We start from the raw sequence: 17206 nt of genomic DNA on the forward strand, positions 1-17206 counted from the left end.
ATCCTTTACCGAAGCGAGTGTATCGCGGGGGGGAAAAATGGCAAAAGCAATGCGCACACAAAATTACGTGACACCCTCGGCTGATGGCATAGCTGCTGCAGCACGCGCCGCTTCGGGGCGGGGCCTGCCGCCGGTCGAGCGCTGGAAACCGCCCTTCTGCGGCGATCTGGACATGCGGATCGCCCGCGACGGCACGTGGTTCTACCTCGGGACTCCCATCGGCAGGTTCGAGCTGGTGAAACTCTTCTCGTCGATCTTGAGAAAAGACGGCGAGAAATACTTCCTCGTGACGCCGGTCGAGATGGTCGGAATCACCGTCGAGGACGCGCCCTTCGTCGCCATCGACTTCGAAGCGGAAGGGGCGGGCGAGTCGCAGGTGCTGACCTTCCAGACCCATGTCGGCGATTTCGCCGTCGCGGGGCCGGACCACCCGATCCGCGTGGTGCGCGATGCCGAGACCGGCGAGCCTGCGCCCTACGTCCTTGTGCGGCGCAATCTCGAGGCGCTGATCGACCGCAAGAGCTTCTACCGGTTGGTCGAACTGGGCGTGCATCACGAGCATGACGGGGCCCGCTGGTTCGGGCTGTGGTCGTCGGGACGGTTTTTCCCGATGATTCCCTCGGAGGAGCTTGAGGCCTGAGCTTCAGGCCTCGATCCGGCGCATGATGAGGTGGCCGAGCGCGGGCGACAGCCGCATGACCTTGCGCAGCAGCCGGGTCTTGCCGATCCAGATTTCCGGCTTTCCGGCCTCGGCACCGGCGAGGATGGCCGCGGCGGCCTCTGGGGCGGCCATCTTGCGCTCGGCCCGGCCGCGCGAGAGCGACGTGTTCACCGCCGGCAGCAGCGCCTCGCAGATGCCGATCCGCAGTTCGGCGTCCTCGGCTTGGTAGCGCAGGCTGCGGGTGAAGCTGCGCATCCCTGCCTTGGTGGCGCAGTAGATCGGCGCATCGGTCTTGGGAGCGACCGCCAGCCCCGATGTGACATTGACGATCCGCGCCCCGGACCGTGCGGCGAGCCTGGGAAGAAGCGCCGTGGCGATCTGCATGGGGGCGATCAGGTTGATCCGCACTTCCTCCTCGATCCCGGCGTCGTGGTTCCCGCCATCGGCGAGCAGCGGGTAGCTCATCACTGCCGCATTGTTGATCAGCACCGAGCAGTCTGGGTGCACGTCGGCCACCCAATTGACCACGCCGCGCGGAATTTCGGGATCGCCGAGGTCGGCCTCGAGCCCGTCGAATCGCGATCCGAGCCGCCGGGTCATCCCGTCCAGGGCGGCGACGTTGCGGGCGACGCCAAGCACGGTCGCGCCCTCGGCCACGAGCTGCTCGGCCATGGCGCGCCCGATGCCGCGCGTCGCGCCGGTCAACAGCACCTTTCGGCCAGTCCAATATCCGGTCATGACGAAGTCCTTGTCTGCTCTCCCAGGTCCCCGCTAGAATGTGAGTAATCCCTCAGGTTTCCTACTCGCATTCCCCCATGGCAAGAATCGTCGCGCTAACCCCCCGGAAAACACCGCGCCAAGGCCGCTCGCGCGCCTCGGTCGAGGCGATGCTCACGGCCGCGGCTCAGATTCTCGAAGCCGGGGGAATCGCGGCGCTCACCACGAATGGCGTGGCCGAGCGGGCTGGGGTGAGCATTGGCACACTGTACCAGTATTTTCCGAACAAGGAGACGATCCTGGCCGAGCTGGTGCGGCGCCAGAAGATGCAGTTCTTCGAGGACATGTTTGGCGCTGTCCAAGCCGCGAAGGCGATGGATCTGCGTCGCGCCACCGAGACGGTGCTGCACGCCTCGATCCAGCACCATGCGCGTGCGCCGGAGCTGTCGCGCGAGCTGGAGAAGCTCGAGGACATGCTCGACGTCGACGAAGAGGACATCTGCGCCGGCGGCGGACTGGTGGACAGGCAGATCGTGGAACTGCTCGAGAGCTTCGGCATCGCGCAGCCCGAGACAGCGGCGCGCGATCTCTCGGCGCTCTGCCGGGGCATGGTGCACGCGGCGCTGGCGGATGGCGAGTGCGACCTCGTTGCCATCGAAGCCCGACTGCGCCCGGCGGTCTTCGGATATCTGGGACTGGCTCCAGAGGGGGGCTGACGCTCAGTCGCCGAGCTTGGCGTGCACCTCGTCGAGGTCGATCTCGCCGATCGGCATCTTGTTTCCCGGGTTCTCGACATCGTAGCGGAAGAGATCGAAGTCGCGCTTGTAGACCTCGTAGACCAGATGCATCGACAGGTCGTCGAAATAGTCCTCGACCGGGTGCGCGCGCTTCGGCCCATGGGCCTCGGATTCATTGAAGCGGGGGATGGCCTTCAGGTCTACGGGGTGCCGGGTCTGCACCTTGTCCAGCACGCCCTGCATGCCTTCGTCGAATTTCTCGGTCCAGAAGATGCTGTCATACCGCCCGCCGCCCGCGATGAAGGTCGAGACATGGCCCGAGACCGCCGACCAGTGGATGTCGGGGTCCATCGGACGGCGCCAGCGGATGGTGTCGCGGGCAAACAGCAAGAAGCGGCGGAAGGAACGGATCTGGTCGAACTCCTCCTTGCCGTCCGGCCCGCCGACCTCGATCCCGTATTTCTGCACCAGCATCGGCACGAGGTTGCCGCGGTAGCGGTTGCCGTTGCGCTGGATGCCGCAGATCTTGTCGAAGAAGCTCGACAGGATGCGGCTGTAGGGGTTGCGTACGGCGGTGAAGGCATAGGCGCCACGCGTCTTCACGTTCGCGCGGATCGGGTTCTGGCTTTCCTCGCGGGCCCATTTGTGCAGGCCTTGGGTCGCGTCATGGATGTCGCCGCCGTAGAAGCTGCCGTGGTCGGCGTAGTACATGATCTGGCCGATGGTCGAGCAGGCGCATTTCGGCACCACCCGGTAGACCATGCTTTCGCTTTCGGTCATCCATGTGCCCGGAAATCCCATGCCGCCCGCTCCTCGTACTGCCCGGCTTGTCGCGGGCTCCCTCTGCATGCAAAAAAGCAAAAGACATCGGCCTGTACAATGTCTTCGCCCGGGTAAAGGTGAAGAAGCGGGCGAAAATTGGGCGGACCTCATCCTGTGGCGAAGATTGCCTTCATATTGCTGTGCCACAAGGATCCCGAGGCGATCATCAAGCAGGCGCAGAGCCTGACCGCCGTCGGCGACTGCATGGCCATCCACTTTGATGCCAGCGCGCCTCAGGCCGAGTACGACCGCATCCGCACCGCGCTTGAGGGCAACCCCAACGTGACTTTTGCGCGCCGGGTGAAATGCGGCTGGGGCGCCTGGTCGCTGGTGCAGGCGACGCTGAACGCGGTGGAGGCGGCGCTCGACCAGTTTCCGCGCGCGACGCATTTTTACATGCTCTCGGGCGACTGCATGGCGATCAAGTCGGCCGAATACGCCCATGAGATGCTCGACATGCGCGAGGCCGATTACATCGAGAGCGTCGATTTCTTCACGTCGGACTGGATCAAGACCGGCTGGAAGGAAGAGCGGCTGATCTATCGCCACCTGTTCAACGAACGCACCCAGAAGCGGCGCTTCTACGCCATGTTCGAGGTGCAGAAGCGGCTGGGACTGAAGCGGAAGATACCCGCTGATCTCGACGTGATGATCGGCTCGCAATGGTGGTGCTTGCGGCGGCGCACGCTCGAGGCGATCCTGCAGTTCATCGCAGGCCGGCCCGATGTGGTGCGCTTCTTCCGCGGCACCTGGATTCCTGACGAGACCTTCTTCCAGACGCTGGTGCGCCACCTCGTGCCCGAGTCCGAGATCGAAAACCGCACGCTGACCTTCCTGATGTTCTCGGACTACGGGATGCCGGTCACCTTCTACAATGACCACTATGACCTGTTGCTGGCGCAGGATTACCTTTTTGCCCGCAAAATCAGCCCCGGCGCGCTCGACCTGAAGCGGCGGCTCGCGGTGCTCTATTCCTCGGAGCGGGTGACGTTCCAGATCTCGGGAGAGGGGCGCGCGCTCTATCGCTTTCTGACCGAGAAGGGCCGGGAGGGCCGCCGCTTCGCGCCGCGGTTCTGGGAGACCGAAAGCTCGCTCGGGCGCGAGCGGGAGCTGCTGATCGTGGTCAGCAAGAAATGGCACGTGGCCAAGCGGCTGATCGGGCGCATCCGCGAGGCGACCGGGCTGCCCTGCATCGACTACCTGTTCAACGAGGAGAGCTGCGTGCTGCCCGACCTCGGCGGCATCCAGTCCACCATGGACAAGCGCCACCGCCACCGCCGCGCGCTGATGCGCATGCTCTACGACTACTACGGTTGCGACCGGCTGGTGGTCTGCCTCGATCCCGGCAACCTCGACTTGATCGAGGATTTCTGCCGCGACCGCGCCAGCACCCGCCTGCTGCAGATCGACTGCGCCTTCTCGGACGCATTCCTCGCCGGTCACGCCACCCGGATCGGACTGGCAGGCGCGCGCACCTCCGAGTCCGCCTTGGCGCGGCTCGTGCCGACGATCCGCAACGATATCCTGCACGAGAGCGACGCGCTGCGGGACGCGCAGCTGCCAGACCACTTTCATCTGCGCGAACTCGACCCGTTCGAGGCGCAGGTGCAGGCGCTTGCGCAGTTCCTTTCGATCCCTGCCGAGCGCGCGCGGGAGATCGTCTCCGACGACCAACTCTATTCCGATTGAGGGTTCCCATGGCCTACAGCTACGACGACCAGAACATTTTCGCGAAAATTCTGCGGGGCGAGATCCCCAACGACACCGTGCTCGAGACCGAGCACAGCCTCGCCTTCCGCGACATCCGCCCGCAGGCGCCGGTGCACGTGCTGGTGATCCCCAAGGGCGCCTACGTCTGCTACGACCATTTCGCGCAGACCGCTTCGGACGCCGAGATCCTCGACTACACCCGCGCCATCGGCAAGGTCTGCGAGATGGAAGGCGTGGCGGCGAACGGCTTCCGGCTGATCTCCAACGCCGGCGAGGAAGGCGTGCAGGAGGTGCCGCATCTGCACGTGCACATCCTTGCCGGCCGGCCGCTGGGGCGGATGCTCGAGCGCGCCTGAGACATAGCGCCGCCGCGCGGCCCATGCCGGAATTTTTTTAAAGAGAAGACGGCAAGGGCGCGGCGCTCTTGCCGGAGCTTTGCTGAGAGGGCGGCGCCGGGGTTCGGCGGCGCCCTTTTTATGGTCACACGGCGGGACGGCTGCGGGTCAGATCGAGGAAGACATCCTCGAGGTCGGCCTGCTCGGTGCGCACGTCGCTCAGGCGGATGCCGCGTTCGCGCATCAGCTCCAGCACGTCCTCGGCCGAGGTCTCGCGGGCGTGGTAGTTCAGCGCGATCAGCCCGCCCTCGCGGCGCTCGGCCTTGATGCCGGGGGCCTCGGGCAGTTCCTCGGGCATGCTCTCGGGGGTGATCACCATGGTCTTGGCGTCGATATTGCCAAGCAGGTTCGCCGTGCTGTCGCGCGCTGCCACCTCGCCGTGGTTGATGATCGCGATCTCGTCGCACATCTCTTCGGCCTCTTCGAGGTAGTGGGTGGTGAGGATGATGGTCATGCCGCGTTCGCGGTTGAGCCTCCGCACGTTGCGCCAGAGCATCTGCCGCAGCTCGATGTCGACCCCCGCGGTGGGCTCGTCGAGTACGAGGATATGCGGGTGATGCACCAACGCCTTGCCCAGCAGCAATCGGCGGCGCATGCCGCCCGAAAGGGTACGGGCATAGGCCTCGGCCTTGTCCTCGAGCCCGACCAGTTCGAGGATCTCGTCGGTGCGGCGGTCACGCTTGGGCACACCGTAGAGCCCGGCCTGCACCTCGAGCGCGCCGCGCGGCGAGAAGAAGGGATCGAGGTTCAGCTCCTGCGGCATGACCCCGATCGAGGCCCGGGACTGGCGCGGGTTGCGGTCCTGGTCCCAGCCCCAGATCGATACCTTGCCGGCGCTCTTCACCACCAGCCCGGCGAGAATGTTGATCAGCGTCGACTTGCCCGCGCCGTTGGGCCCGAGCAGCCCGAAGATCGAGCCCCGGGGCACAGTTAGATCGATACCCTTCAGCGCCTGCTTGCCGCCTGCGTAGGTCTTTCGCAGCCCCTCGATGCGGATCGCGTCATCACTCATGCCGAGCCTTGCTCCCGTGCCTTACTTGTCTCATAACGCAGGTAGTGCAAAGCCAGTGAAAAGGGAACCGGAGCATGGCCACCGAGGCGCCCGAGACCAAAATCGTCGACAGCTACCGCATCGCCTGTGACGGCGGTGAAGGGGCACTTGGCCACCCGCGCGTCTGGCTTTCCCTGCCGCATGAGACCGGCGTCGTCGAATGCCCGTATTGCGACGCGCGCTACGTGCACAAGGATTTCGAGGACAAGGTCTGAGCGCCTCCGAGGCCCTCTGACCCCGGTTCATGCTCGCCGTCTTCCTCAAGGTTCTTCCCTTCTTCGCGCTGATCGGCCTCGGCTACGGGGCCGCGCGGATCAGGTTCTTTTCCGAGCAGTCGGTGGCGGCGATCACCCGCTTCGTCTTCTACTTCGCCCTCTCGGCGATGCTCTTCCGCTTTTCCGCCACGCTGTCGATCTCCGAGATCTTCGACCCGCGCGTGGCCTCGGCCTATCTCTTCGGCACGGCGGCGGTCTACGCCGTGGCGACCGTGGTGGGCCTCATCCGGCGGCAGGATGTGCAGACCACCGCCATCGAGGCGCAATGCGCGGCCATCGGCAACACCGGCTTTCTCGGCGTGCCGATGCTGGCCGTGCTGCTGGGGCAGGCGGCGGTGGGGCCGATCATCCTGATGCTGTCGATCGACCTCATCGTATTCTCGACGCTGCTGGTCATCCTCGTGACCGGGTCACGTGAAGGACGCCTCACGCCCGCCACGCTGAAGCGCGTCGGGCTCGGGCTGGTGCAGAACCCGATGATCGTCTCGATCGCGGCGGGGCTTTGCGTCTCGGGCTCGGGGATCGGACTGCCCGCGCCGGTCGCCGAGTTCCTGTCGATCCTGGGCAATGCGGCGACGCCCGGCGCGCTTTTCGCCATCGGCGCCTCGCTGGCCTCGAAGAGCGCAGAGCGGCTGGCGGTGGCGGGCTGGCTGAGTTTCTGCAAGCTGGTGCTGCATCCGGCCTTTGTCGCCCTGGGCGCCTTCTTCGTCTTCCCGGTGACCAGCTACCAGGCGGCGGTGATGGTCTCGGCCGCCGCGCTGCCGGTGGCGGGCAACGTCTTCATCTTGGCACAGCATTACGGCATCGCGCCGCAGCGGGTCTCGGCCGCGATCCTGATCTCGACAGTCGTGAGCATCGTCACTGTCAGCGCGGTGATCGCCTGGGTCCAGCTCTGAGCGTCGGCCCCGTCTTTCCCTTGCGCGGCGCCACCTCGGCGGGGTAGCCCTTGGCCGAACCGGAACCGGCGCAAACAGGAGTGCCCCATGGAAATCAAATCCGAAAACCGCTGCTTCGGCGGCGTGCAGGGCGTCTACAGCCACGCCTCCGAGGCCTGTGGCTGCGACATGACCTTCGGGCTGTTCCTGCCCGAGCTGGCCAAGGATATGGAGGTGCCGGTGCTGTGGTACCTTTCGGGGCTCACATGCACCCATGAGAACGCCATGACCAAGGCCGGGGCGCAGGCGTGGGCCGCCGAGGCGGGCGTGGCGCTGGTCTTCCCTGACACCTCCCCGCGCGGCGAGGGCGTGGCGGATGACGAGGCCTATGACCTCGGCAAGGGCGCAGGTTTCTACGTCAACGCGACCGAAGAGCCCTGGGCCCCGCATTTCCGCATGTGGGATTATGTGGCCGAGGAACTGCCCGCGCTGATCGGGCAGGAGTTCTCGCTCGACATGGAGCGCCAAGCGATCACCGGCCATTCGATGGGCGGCCATGGCGCGCTCACGCTGGCGATGTCGCTGCCGGGCCGCTTCCGTTCGGTCTCGGCCTTCGCGCCCATCACCAACCCGACGCAGAGCGACTGGGGCCGCAAGCAGCTCGGCGCCTACCTCGGCGCGGATGAAACCAAGTGGGCGGCACATGACTCCACGCTGCTGATGCGCGAGAAGGGCTTCGACGGCCCGGTGCTGATCGACCAGGGCGGCAACGACCAGTTCCTGCACCTCCTGAAGCCCGAGGCGCTGGCCGAGGCGATGGCGGCGAAGCGGCAGGCGGGCAGCTTCCGCACCCAGCCGGGCTACGACCACAGCTACTTCTTCGTCTCGACCTTCATGGAAGAGCATATCGCCTTCCACGCCGAGGCGCTTTACGCGTGACGCTCTACATCGACGCCGACGCCTGCCCGGTCAAGGAGGAGGTGGAGCGCGTGGCGAGCCGCCACCGCCTGCGGATGGTGCTGGTGTCGAACGGCGGGTTGCGCCCCTCGCGCAATCCGCTGGTCGAGGTGGTGACCGTCGCCGCCGGGCCCGACGAAGCGGACATGTGGATCGCCGAGCGGGCGGGCAAGGGCGACGTGGTGGTGACCAGTGACATCCCGCTCGCGGCGCGCTGCATCGAGGGCGGCGCGCGGGTGCTGCGCCCGGACGGCGAGATCTTCACTCCCGGCAATATCGGCGCGCAATTGGCGATGCGCGACCTGATGCAAGATATCCGCGCTTCGGATCCTTTCTACCAGAGCGGGAAAGGCCGAAGCTTTACAAAGAATGACCGCTCCCGTTTCCTAAATGCTCTAGAGCGCGAGGTGCGCGCTGCAGGGGACTAGGAAATGACCATCGAAGCTGTTGTCTTCGACATCGGGAACGTGCTCATCGAGTGGCAGCCCGAGCGATACTTTGATCGCCTTCTGGGAGAGAGAAGCCGCCAAGCGCTCTTTGCCGAGGTCGATCTTCACGGGATGAACGAACGCGTCGATCAGGGAGAGGACTTTCACGACGAAGTCTACGCCTTGGCCGAGCGCTACCCGCATTGGCGGGACGCCATCCGACATTGGCACGATCATTGGATCGAGCTCGCAAGCCCGGAAATTCCGAAGTCGGTGGCGCTCTTGCGATCGCTGCGGGCGCGCGGCGTGCCGGTCTTCGCATTGAGCAATTTCGGGATCGGCACCTTCGCGGCCGCCGAGAAGAGGTATCCGTTCCTCAAGGAATTCGACCGCCGGTTCATCTCGGGCCACATGGGGGTGATCAAGCCCGATGCCGAGATCTACGTGCGGCTCGAGGCCGAGAGCGGGGTGGCGCCGGAGCGGCTGCTGTTCACCGATGACCGCGAAGACAATATCGCCGCCGCCGCCGCGCGCGGCTGGCAGGTGCATCTGTTCGAAGGGCCGGAGGGCTGGGAGCGCAGCCTGATCGCGCATGGGCTGCTGCCGGAGTGCGACGCCGCATGAGCTACCTGCTGGGCGCCATCGGGGTGGCGCTTCCGCTGCTCGCAGCGCTTCCGGGGATTGGGGAATTCCGCCGCCGGAAGCTCGACGACACCCGCCGTCTAGAGGCCCCCGGACAGTTTGTCCGGCTCTCGCAAGGCGAAACCCATTACACCCTGCTCGGGCCGGAGGAGGGCGAGTTGGTGGTCTGCATCCATGGGCTCACTGCGCCCTCGGTCGTGTTCAAGGCGCTGGCCGGGCACCTCGGGGCAAGGGGCAAGAGGGTGCTGATCTACGATCTTTACGGGCGCGGATATTCCGACCGGCCGCATGCGCTGCAGACCCCGGGCTTCTTCGCGCGCCAGCTGGATGAACTGCTTGGCGCGCTGAAGCTGCGGGGCCCGGTCGCGCTTCTGGGTTACTCCATGGGGGCCACCGTGGCGGTGCATTTCGCCGCCGAAATGCCCGGCCGGGTCTCGCGGCTGGTGCTTCTGGCGCCGGCGGGGATCGAGTCGGAACTCTCTCCGATCGTCGACTGGACGGCGCAGCACAGGGGCGTGGGGGACTGGCTGTTCCACATGGTCTTTCCCAAGGCGCACCGCCAGAACGTCTTCGAAAGCTCGGACTCGCGCTCCGAGGTGCCCGAGATCGACCGTCTGCACCTCGCGGAACTGGAGCGGCGCGGCTACGTGCGCTCGGTGCTCTCGAGCCTGCGAGGGTGCCTGCAGGCGCCACAGGAGGCGGAGCACCGGCGCATTGCACGGCGGGGCCTCCCCGTATTGGCGATCTGGGGCGGGCAGGACCGGATGGTTCGCGCCGGCACCATGGAGCAGCTCTCTTCCTGGAATCCCGATGCCGAGCAGCGCCTGATCGAGGACGCCTGGCACGGCATCCCGCACACCCATGCCACCGAGGTGGCGCGGATGATCTGCTCGGAGGAAGGCTTGCGCAGCTTCGCCTGAGGGCGGGCGCCCGGCCGGTCTCAGACCGGCTGGGTGGCTGCCAGGCGGGGCGTCTCGCGCACCGGCAGGTGCACGATGGCGCTCAGCGCGCCGACGCCGACGCCGATCCACCACACCAGCGTGTAGTCGCCGTAGATGTCGTACATCCGCCCGCCGAGCCAGACGCCGAGGAAGCCGCCGAGCTGGTGGCTGAAGAAGACGATCCCATAGAGCGTGCCCATGTAGCGCAGCCCGTAGAGATGCGCGACGAGCCCCGAGGTCAGCGGCACGGTGGCAAGCCAGAGCGAGCCCATGACCACCGAGAAGACGAGCACGCTGACCGGGGTGATCGGCAGCATGATGAACAGGGCCGCGGCGATGGTCCGGAGAAGATAGATCATGGCCAGCAGGTACTTGCGCGGCCAGCGCTTGCCGGCCCAGCCGGCCAGCAACGTGCCGCCGACGTTCGCGACACCGATGACCGCGATGGACACTGCGCCAAGCGCCGAGGTGGTGGTCACGCCGAGGTTGTGCAGCACGCTGCCGGCGGCAATCGGGCTGCAGAGCTCGGTCACGAAGGCCGGGAAATGCGCGGTGACAAAGGCCAGCTGGTAGCCGCAGGAGAAGAAGCCGAGGAAGATCAGCGCGAAGGACGGATCGCGGAAGGCCCGGCCGAGGATGGTGCCCATGCTCTCTTCGAGTTCCGCCTTGCTGGCGGCGGGGGCGCGCATCAGCGGCAGGAAGAGCAGCACCGCAAGGATCGCCACGGTGAACACCAGGAAGACCTGCTGCCAGGGCATCATGCCCAGCATCCACTCGGCCAGCGGCGCGCCGAAGATCTGCCCGGCGCTGCCCGCGGCGGTGGCGATGGCCAGGCTCATCGAGCGGTTCTCGTCCGACGACGCCCGTCCCACCACGGCGAGGATCACGCCAAAGCCGGTGCCCGCGACGCCGAAGCCCACGAGAACCTCGTACATCTGGTGCTGCAGCGGGCTGACGGCAAAGCTCGAGAGCACCAGGCCCGCGGCGTAGATGACCGCGCCGAGGATGATCGCCTTTCGATCGCCGATCTTCTCGGCCATCGCGCCGAAGATCGGCTGCCCGATCCCCCAGGCGAGGTTCTGGATGGCGATGGCGAGGCTGAACTCGGCGCGCGGCCAGTTGAACTCGGTGGCGATCGGGATCTGGAACACGCCGAAACTGGCGCGGATCGCGAAGGAGATCAGGATGATCAGGCAGCCCACCACGAGGACGGGCGTGAAAAGAGGGGTGCGGCTCATTGCGGGCTCCTGCTGCGACGCGGCAGCTTTACGGCATCTGAACGCCGCGTCAATTGCCGGATGTTGATGCAAGGCATCACGGATCGGAATGATTGCGGCGGTGCGGCGGAAGCACCCTTCGGCAGGCCCTACACAATCTCCGCGCGTCGCGCTATGGCGCATATATGACCACGCTGATGGACCTTTACGACGAGAAGGTGGCCGAGGGCCTGTTGCTGCGCGATCCCGCGCAGGAAGAGGCGCTGCCGCATTTCGAGCGCATCCGTGCCGAGCTTGCCAAGCCGGCGAAGAAGGGCTTCTTCCGCAAGGCCCCCGAGCCGCCCAAGGGGCTCTACATCTGGGGCGGGGTGGGGCGCGGCAAGTCCATGCTGATGGACATGTTCGTCGAGAGCCTGCACGTGCCGGTGCGCCGGGTGCACTTCCATGCCTTCATGCAGGAGATGCAGTCGGAGCTGCATCGGCTGCGTGGCGAGGGCGTGTCGGACCCGGTGGTGCCGATGGCCAAGAAGGTCTCGGACGCGGTGAAGGTGCTCGCCTTCGACGAGATGCAGATCACCGACATCGCCGATGCCATGCTCGTGGGGCGACTCTTCGAGCAGCTGTTCGAGGCGGGCACCGTGGTGGTCACAACCTCGAACCGGGTGCCGGACGATCTCTACAAGGACGGGCTCAATCGCCAACTCTTCCTGCCCTTCATCAAGCTGATCAAGGAGCGGCTCGAGGTGCGCGAGCTGGTCTCGGAAAAGGACCACCGGCAGGACCGTCTCAAGGGGGCACAGGTCTACTTCTGTCCGGTCACCCCCGAGACGCGGGCGCAGATCGACCACATCTGGCAGGAGCTCACCCACGGCCACGAGGAAGTGCTGACGCTGCACATCAAGACCCGCAAGGTCGAACTGCCGCGCTACTGGAACGGCGTGGCGCGCGCCTCCTTCTACGACCTCTGCGGTCAGCCGCTGGGGCCGGCGGATTACCTCGCGCTGGCCGACGCGGTGCGCGTGCTGGTGATCGAGAACATTCCGCGGTTGGGCCGGGGCAATTTCAACGAGGCAAAGCGCTTCGTGACGCTCGTGGATGCGCTCTACGAAGCGAAGGTGAAGCTGATCGCCAGCGCGGTGGACGAGCCCGAGAGCCTCTATATCGAGGGCGCGGGGGCCTTCGAGTTCGAGCGTACCGCCAGCCGCCTGCGCGAGATGCAGGACGCGGAGTGGGGCAAGCCGATCTGAAGACCGGGCCGGAGCCCGGCCCGGGCGGCACCATGTCGTGCCGCGAGCGCAAAAAGGAAGGGTCCCGAGGGACCCTTCAAACTGCTCGATTTTTGATTAAAGTCTTCTGCCTGCGATAGAAATTCACTTCGACCCCTAAGGGCCGTGGGCATCGCAGAGGGTTCGGCAGCGGAGGCCACACAAGAATTGCGTGCGGCCGGTCTGTCCCTCGGGTGCCGTTTTGACTGGCACCGCTCCGTAGCTCTGTCTGTCCCCGATGTGCTTCGCCGCGCAGATTGCAGAGAAGCAAAACCTTACACCTCAAAGCCTAGGTGACGTTCGCGTGATCCGTCAAGATATAGTTGGTTAAACGAACCCTAAGAGTCCGCTTTTTTTCTGCCACCAGCCTTGGTGCCCTTGCGGTGGCCTGAAAGTCAGCCGTTTTCGCGCAGGACCGTGCCCGCAAGGTAGAGCGAGCCGCAGATCAGCACCCGGGCGCGGGGCTCCTCGGCGGTGATCGCGGCCAGTGCACCGGCGACGTCGGCGGCGGCATGGGCGCGAAGGCCGGAGGCGCGGGCGATGCGTGCGGTCTCCTCGGCCTCCAGAGTCGCCGGAGCGTCGGGGATCGAGACCGAGGTCAGGCTGTCGGCGACGGCGGCGAGCGGACGCAGGTAGCCGCCGACGTCCTTGGTGTTCAGCATGCCGCAGATCAGATGCGTCGGGCGGCGCGGCATCCGGCCAATGTGCTCGGCCAGCGCCTCGCCGGCCGCGGGGTTGTGGCCGCCATCGAGCCAGAGCTCGGCCAGTGGCGCCGCCGAGATCAGCGGGCCGCGGGTCAGGCGCTGCATGCGGGCGGGCCAGTCGGCGGCGGTCACCGCCGCTTCGCAGGCGGGCTCGTCCATGCCGAGATGGCGCAGCGCGGCCAGCGCCGCACCGGCGTTGTAAAGCTGGTGCTTGCCCGGCAGGTTCGGCAGCGGCAGATCAAGCAGACCGGTCTCGTCCTGATAGACCATGCGGCCGCGCTCTTCCCAGACGTGCCACTGCTGGCCATGGGCCAGGAGCGGAACGCCGAGCTGGGCGGCGCGGGCCTCGATCACCGCCATCGCCGCGTCGGGCTGCGGGCCGACCACGCAGGGCACTCCGCGCTTCAGGATACCGGCCTTCTCGCCGGCGATCTCGGCCAGGGTCTCGCCAAGGTACTGCTGGTGGTCCATCGAGATCGGGGTGAGGATGGTGAGCGCGGGCTGCTCGACCACGTTGGTCGCGTCGAGCCGGCCGCCGAGGCCGGTTTCCAGAAGCGTGTAGTCGGCGGGCGTGCGGGCGTAAGCCAGCAGCGCGGCGCAGGTGGTGATCTCGAAATAGGTGATCTGCGCGCCGCCGTTCTTCTCCCAGCACTCGTCGAGCACGGCGCTCAGCGCGTCTTCCGAGATCAGCTCTCCGGCAAGGCGGATGCGTTCGTGGAACCGGACGAGATGGGGGGAGATATAGGCGTGGACGCGCTTGCCGTCCGCCTCGAGACCGGCGCGGATCATCGCTTGGGTCGAGCCCTTGCCATTGGTTCCGGCAAGATGAATCACCGGCGGCAGGGCGCGTTCGGGATGATCCAGCGCCTCCAGCAGCCGCCAGACCCGGTCAAGGGTCAGGTCGATGATCTTGGGATGCAAGGACATCATCCTCTCGAGGATGACGTCCGATCCGGCGGTGCGGGGCGCGCTGGTCACGCTGGTCACTTGGCGGATGTCTTCTTCGCGGGCTGGGCTTCGGCGACGGCATCGGGCGTCTCTGCCTCGGCATCCGGCGCAGGCAGGTCACCGGCCACTGCGGGCGGCATCCCCAGCAGCATGCGCAGGATGGTGGTCAACTCGCCCTTCAGTTCGCGGCGGTCGGTCACCCGGTCGAGCATGCCATGCTCGAGCAGGTACTCGGCGCGCTGGAAGCCCTCGGGCAGCTTTTCGCGGATGGTCTGCTCGATGACGCGCGGACCGGCGAAGCAGATCAGCGCGCCCGGCTCGGCGATCTGAACGTCGCCCAGCATCGCGTAGGAGGCCGTGACCCCGCCGGTGGTCGGGTGCGTCAGAACGACGATGTAGGGCAGCCCCGCCTCGCGCAGCATCTGCACCGCGACCGTGGTGCGCGGCATCTGCATCAGCGAGAGGATCCCTTCCTGCATGCGCGCGCCCCCGGCGGCGGAGAAGAGGATCAGCGGGCGCTTCAGCTTCACCGCCTCTTCGGCGGCGGCGACGATGGCGTTGCCGACATACATGCCCATGGAACCCGCCATGAACGAGAAGTCCTGCGCGCAGGCGACCACGGGGGTGCGGTTGATCTCGCCGGCGGCGACCAGCATGGCCTCGCGCTCGCCGGTGGATTTCTGCGCCGCCTTCATCCGGTCGGGGTATTTCTTCTGGTCGCGGAACTGCAGCGGGTCGCTGATCGGCTCGGGCACGGCGATCTCGTTGAACACACCGCCGTCGAAGAGCGCGGTGAACCGGGCGCGCGGCGTGATGTTCATGTGGTGGGCGCAGCTGGTGCAGACCCCGAGGTTGTCCGCAACTTCGCGGTGGAAGAGCATCGTCCCGCAGGAGTCGCATTTGGTCCACAGGTTCTCTGGCACCTCGCGGCGCGAGAAGATCGAGTTGATCCGGGGACGGACGTAGTTGGTAATCCAGTTCATGCGGTGCTGCCCTTGTGTTCCGAGCGTTCCGTGCGGCGTTCAGCGATTTTGTGTTGGCGCTGACTTAAGCAAGAGGCAGGGGAAATGCAATCGCGGCCTGCGCGGCGGTGCCACTCAGGACGTCGGGCCGGAGCATCCTCAGCGCCGCAAGGCGAGGCGCGCCGCGAGCCAGCTGATCAGCAGCGTCACCAGATCCATCGGCAGCATGCGCAGCAGTGCCTCGGTGTCCGACGGTCCAAAGGGCCAGACCATCAGCGCCAGCCCAGACATGTCTCCCTGCGGCGCGATGAGCGCCAGCGCCACGATATTGTTCACGAAATGCAGCGCGATGGCGGGGCCGAGCGTGCCCGATCGGGCGGTCAGATCGGCCGATGCGAGGCCGAAGAGAAAGGCCCAGATCGCCACGCTGGTTGCGGCGCTTCCATAGGTGCCGGGGGCGTAATGCCCCAGGGCAAAGAGCACCGACGGCACGGTCAGCCAGACCCAGGGCTGTGGCAGCCGCGCGGCAAGCTGGCTTTGCAGGTAGCCGCGGAACAGGAGTTCCTCGCTGGTGGTCTGGATCAGGATCGCGGGCAGGGTGAGCGGCAGGAGCGCGAGCCAGCGCAGCGGAGTGAGTCCGGCCTGTGGCGCGCCGTCGGTGGCCCAGACCATCAGCGCCCCGCCGAGCAGGGCAGCAAGGCCAGCCGCCCCCGCGGTGCGCCGGAACTGCGAGAGCGCCAGCGGCAGGGGGCCGATGAGGGTCCGCGGGTCTCGATCGTGCACGACGCGCGCCGCGGTCGCGGCACCGATCCCCAGTGCGCCCATGGAGACCAGAAGGATCAGCATCCCGAGCGGCGCGTCGGCGCGATGGATCGCCTCGGCCAGCGCGGCGCTGCTGCCTTGCGGTGCCAGCATCAGCACCAGGCCGAAGAGCAGTTGCCCGATCAAGAAGGTCACTGCCAGCACCAATCCAATGCCAACCGCCAGCCGCCAGAGCTGCGGCCGCCGGGCAGGTCCGGTCAGCATGGCGAAGGGGGCATATCTCATCGCGGGCCCCGCGCGCGAGGGCGCTGCGGAAGGGCGGGGGCATCGGCTCTCTCGGGGCGCATGGGGGATCCTTTTGCGCCGATGGTCAGGCGCTTGCGCCCGGCTGTCAATGCGCGGCTCCGTGACCATCACGGGGCGCCTTCATCTTTGTTGCTTGTGCGATATCGGGGGCTTCGCTAACCCATTCGCATGATGACGATCCTCGGAAAAGGCCGCACCCTGCGCGGCATCGCGTTTCTGGCGCTTGTCGCCCTGGCCTCCTGCGAGGCCACGACGGGCCGTCCCCCACTGCAGCAGGCCGCGCTCGAGGAGGGCGCGGTGGTCGTCGGCGGTCCCGGTGGCTATTGCATCGATCCGGTGACGCTCGAACGTCGCGCCGGGCGGGGTTTTGCGGTGTTGGCCTCCTGCCAGATCCTCAGCGGCGGCGAGAGCGGTGGCTTCGTCGATCCGATGATGCTGACGGTGACGGTCGGCCCGGTGGAGGGCGCGGCGGCGCTTCCCTCGCCCGAAACCATGGCCGCGGAGGCAGGGCAGCGGGTGATCGCCGGGGGCGGCGTGGTCGACGGGCTGTCGCTGGTGCATCTGGCGGCGGGCGGCAACCGGGTGCTGCCCGAGGGTGATCCGCGCCATTGGCGCGGCGCGTTCCGGCTGAACGGCCGGCTGGTGCTCATGGCGCTCTACGCGCCGAAGGACGGCACGCTGGCCGGGCGCGATGGCGCGGCCATGCTGCAGGCGGTGCGGGCGCGCATCACCCGGCTCAGCCCCGAGGCGGCGGTGCAACGCTGACCGCGCCACCGATCGCGGCCCCGTTTATTCGATCTTCGGGATTTGCCATAAGAACCGGACCGCGCG

Annotated in this window: 19 protein-coding genes; 12 read left to right on the top strand and 7 right to left on the bottom strand. The window is 66.8% G+C overall.

Annotated elements, in window-relative coordinates:
* Positions 1-37: 37 nt before the first annotated feature.
* Entirely contained in the window at positions 38-640 is a 603-nt protein-coding gene (locus tag G0Q01_RS07860) for a DUF1285 domain-containing protein (protein ID WP_235939830.1), read from the top strand.
* A gap of 3 nt (positions 641-643) precedes the next feature.
* On the opposite strand, the gene G0Q01_RS07865 is transcribed toward G0Q01_RS07860, so the two are convergent.
* Positions 644-1399 carry an SDR family oxidoreductase gene (locus G0Q01_RS07865; protein WP_164213226.1) on the bottom strand — a complete coding sequence of 252 codons (756 nt, stop codon included), beginning with the start codon at positions 1397-1399 and terminating at the stop codon, positions 644-646.
* Positions 1400-1476: 77 nt separating this feature from the next.
* Between G0Q01_RS07865 and G0Q01_RS07870 the strand changes: the two genes are divergently transcribed.
* Positions 1477-2094: a TetR/AcrR family transcriptional regulator gene (locus tag G0Q01_RS07870; protein ID WP_164213227.1), complete on the top strand. Its 618-nt coding sequence runs from the start codon at positions 1477-1479 to the stop codon at positions 2092-2094.
* Between the two features lie 3 nt (positions 2095-2097).
* Here the strand turns inward: G0Q01_RS07870 and G0Q01_RS07875 are convergent, their stop codons facing one another.
* Positions 2098-2916, bottom strand: a complete 819-nt coding sequence (locus tag G0Q01_RS07875; RefSeq protein ID WP_164213228.1) for a sulfotransferase family protein — start codon at positions 2914-2916, stop codon at positions 2098-2100.
* A gap of 135 nt (positions 2917-3051) precedes the next feature.
* Here G0Q01_RS07875 and G0Q01_RS07880 point away from each other — a divergent pair, with 135 nt between their 5' ends.
* Both G0Q01_RS07880 and G0Q01_RS07885 read left to right on the top strand, forming a co-directional pair.
* Positions 3052-4626 carry a DUF5928 domain-containing protein gene (locus tag G0Q01_RS07880; RefSeq protein WP_164213229.1) on the top strand — a complete coding sequence of 525 codons (1575 nt, stop codon included), beginning with the start codon at positions 3052-3054 and terminating at the stop codon, positions 4624-4626.
* Between the two features lie 8 nt (positions 4627-4634).
* Positions 4635-5003, top strand: coding sequence for a histidine triad nucleotide-binding protein (locus G0Q01_RS07885; RefSeq protein WP_108967399.1), 369 nt, complete (start codon positions 4635-4637; stop codon positions 5001-5003).
* A gap of 124 nt (positions 5004-5127) precedes the next feature.
* Here G0Q01_RS07885 and G0Q01_RS07890 read toward each other — a convergent pair whose 3' ends face one another.
* Complete coding sequence (locus G0Q01_RS07890; protein ID WP_164213230.1) at positions 5128-6054, bottom strand: ABC transporter ATP-binding protein; 927 nt, start codon at positions 6052-6054, stop codon at positions 5128-5130.
* 74 nt (positions 6055-6128) lie between these two features.
* On the opposite strand from G0Q01_RS07890, the gene G0Q01_RS07895 reads away from it, so the two are divergent.
* From G0Q01_RS07895 to G0Q01_RS07920, 6 genes are all read left to right on the top strand, one after another.
* Positions 6129-6308: a zinc-finger domain-containing protein gene (locus G0Q01_RS07895; protein WP_108967395.1), complete on the top strand. Its 180-nt coding sequence runs from the start codon at positions 6129-6131 to the stop codon at positions 6306-6308.
* Positions 6309-6337: 29 nt separating this feature from the next.
* Positions 6338-7264, top strand: coding sequence for an AEC family transporter (locus G0Q01_RS07900; protein ID WP_164213231.1), 927 nt, complete (start codon positions 6338-6340; stop codon positions 7262-7264).
* Between the two features lie 87 nt (positions 7265-7351).
* Positions 7352-8182, top strand: a complete 831-nt coding sequence (gene fghA, locus G0Q01_RS07905) for an S-formylglutathione hydrolase (protein ID WP_164198597.1) — start codon at positions 7352-7354, stop codon at positions 8180-8182.
* Positions 8179-8628 carry a YaiI/YqxD family protein gene (locus G0Q01_RS07910; RefSeq protein WP_164213232.1) on the top strand — a complete coding sequence of 150 codons (450 nt, stop codon included), beginning with the start codon at positions 8179-8181 and terminating at the stop codon, positions 8626-8628. The genes fghA and G0Q01_RS07910 overlap by 4 nt, the downstream gene beginning before the upstream one ends.
* Before the next feature lie 3 nt (positions 8629-8631).
* Positions 8632-9252, top strand: a complete 621-nt coding sequence (locus tag G0Q01_RS07915; RefSeq protein ID WP_164213233.1) for an HAD family phosphatase — start codon at positions 8632-8634, stop codon at positions 9250-9252.
* On the top strand, positions 9249-10190 hold the full coding sequence (locus G0Q01_RS07920) for an alpha/beta fold hydrolase (RefSeq protein ID WP_164213234.1): 942 nt from the start codon (positions 9249-9251) through the stop codon (positions 10188-10190). Before G0Q01_RS07915 ends, G0Q01_RS07920 begins: the two co-directional genes overlap by 4 nt.
* 20 nt (positions 10191-10210) lie before the next feature.
* Here the strand turns inward: G0Q01_RS07920 and G0Q01_RS07925 are convergent, their stop codons facing one another.
* Positions 10211-11449, bottom strand: coding sequence for an MFS transporter (locus G0Q01_RS07925; RefSeq protein ID WP_164213235.1), 1239 nt, complete (start codon positions 11447-11449; stop codon positions 10211-10213).
* Between the two features lie 164 nt (positions 11450-11613).
* Between G0Q01_RS07925 and zapE the strand changes: the two genes are divergently transcribed.
* The gene (zapE, locus tag G0Q01_RS07930; RefSeq protein WP_108967383.1) at positions 11614-12675 is read left to right on the top strand and encodes a cell division protein ZapE; all 1062 of its coding nucleotides are present in this window, start codon (positions 11614-11616) and stop codon (positions 12673-12675) included.
* Between the two features lie 413 nt (positions 12676-13088).
* Here the strand turns inward: zapE and G0Q01_RS07935 are convergent, their stop codons facing one another.
* The 3 genes from G0Q01_RS07935 to G0Q01_RS07945 all read right to left on the bottom strand — a co-directional run bounded on the left by G0Q01_RS07935 (position 13089) and on the right by G0Q01_RS07945 (position 16354).
* On the bottom strand, positions 13089-14327 hold the full coding sequence (locus G0Q01_RS07935) for a folylpolyglutamate synthase/dihydrofolate synthase family protein (protein WP_164213293.1): 1239 nt from the start codon (positions 14325-14327) through the stop codon (positions 13089-13091).
* Positions 14328-14380: 53 nt separating this feature from the next.
* Positions 14381-15328: an acetyl-CoA carboxylase, carboxyltransferase subunit beta gene (gene accD, locus G0Q01_RS07940; protein WP_164213236.1), complete on the bottom strand. Its 948-nt coding sequence runs from the start codon at positions 15326-15328 to the stop codon at positions 14381-14383.
* Positions 15329-15466: 138 nt separating this feature from the next.
* A complete protein-coding gene (locus G0Q01_RS07945; protein ID WP_164213237.1) occupies positions 15467-16354 on the bottom strand; it encodes a CPBP family intramembrane glutamic endopeptidase in 888 nt (295 codons plus the stop codon).
* A 189-nt stretch (positions 16355-16543) separates the two neighbouring features.
* On the opposite strand from G0Q01_RS07945, the gene G0Q01_RS07950 reads away from it, so the two are divergent.
* Positions 16544-17140, top strand: a complete 597-nt coding sequence (locus tag G0Q01_RS07950) for a dihydroxy-acid dehydratase (protein WP_235939834.1) — start codon at positions 16544-16546, stop codon at positions 17138-17140.
* The last annotated feature ends 66 nt before the right edge of the window (positions 17141-17206 follow it).

Origin of the sequence: Salipiger sp. PrR007 (genome assembly GCF_010499845.1) — a bacterium.
Taxonomy (GTDB): Bacteria; Pseudomonadota; Alphaproteobacteria; order Rhodobacterales; family Rhodobacteraceae; genus Salipiger; species Salipiger pacificus_A.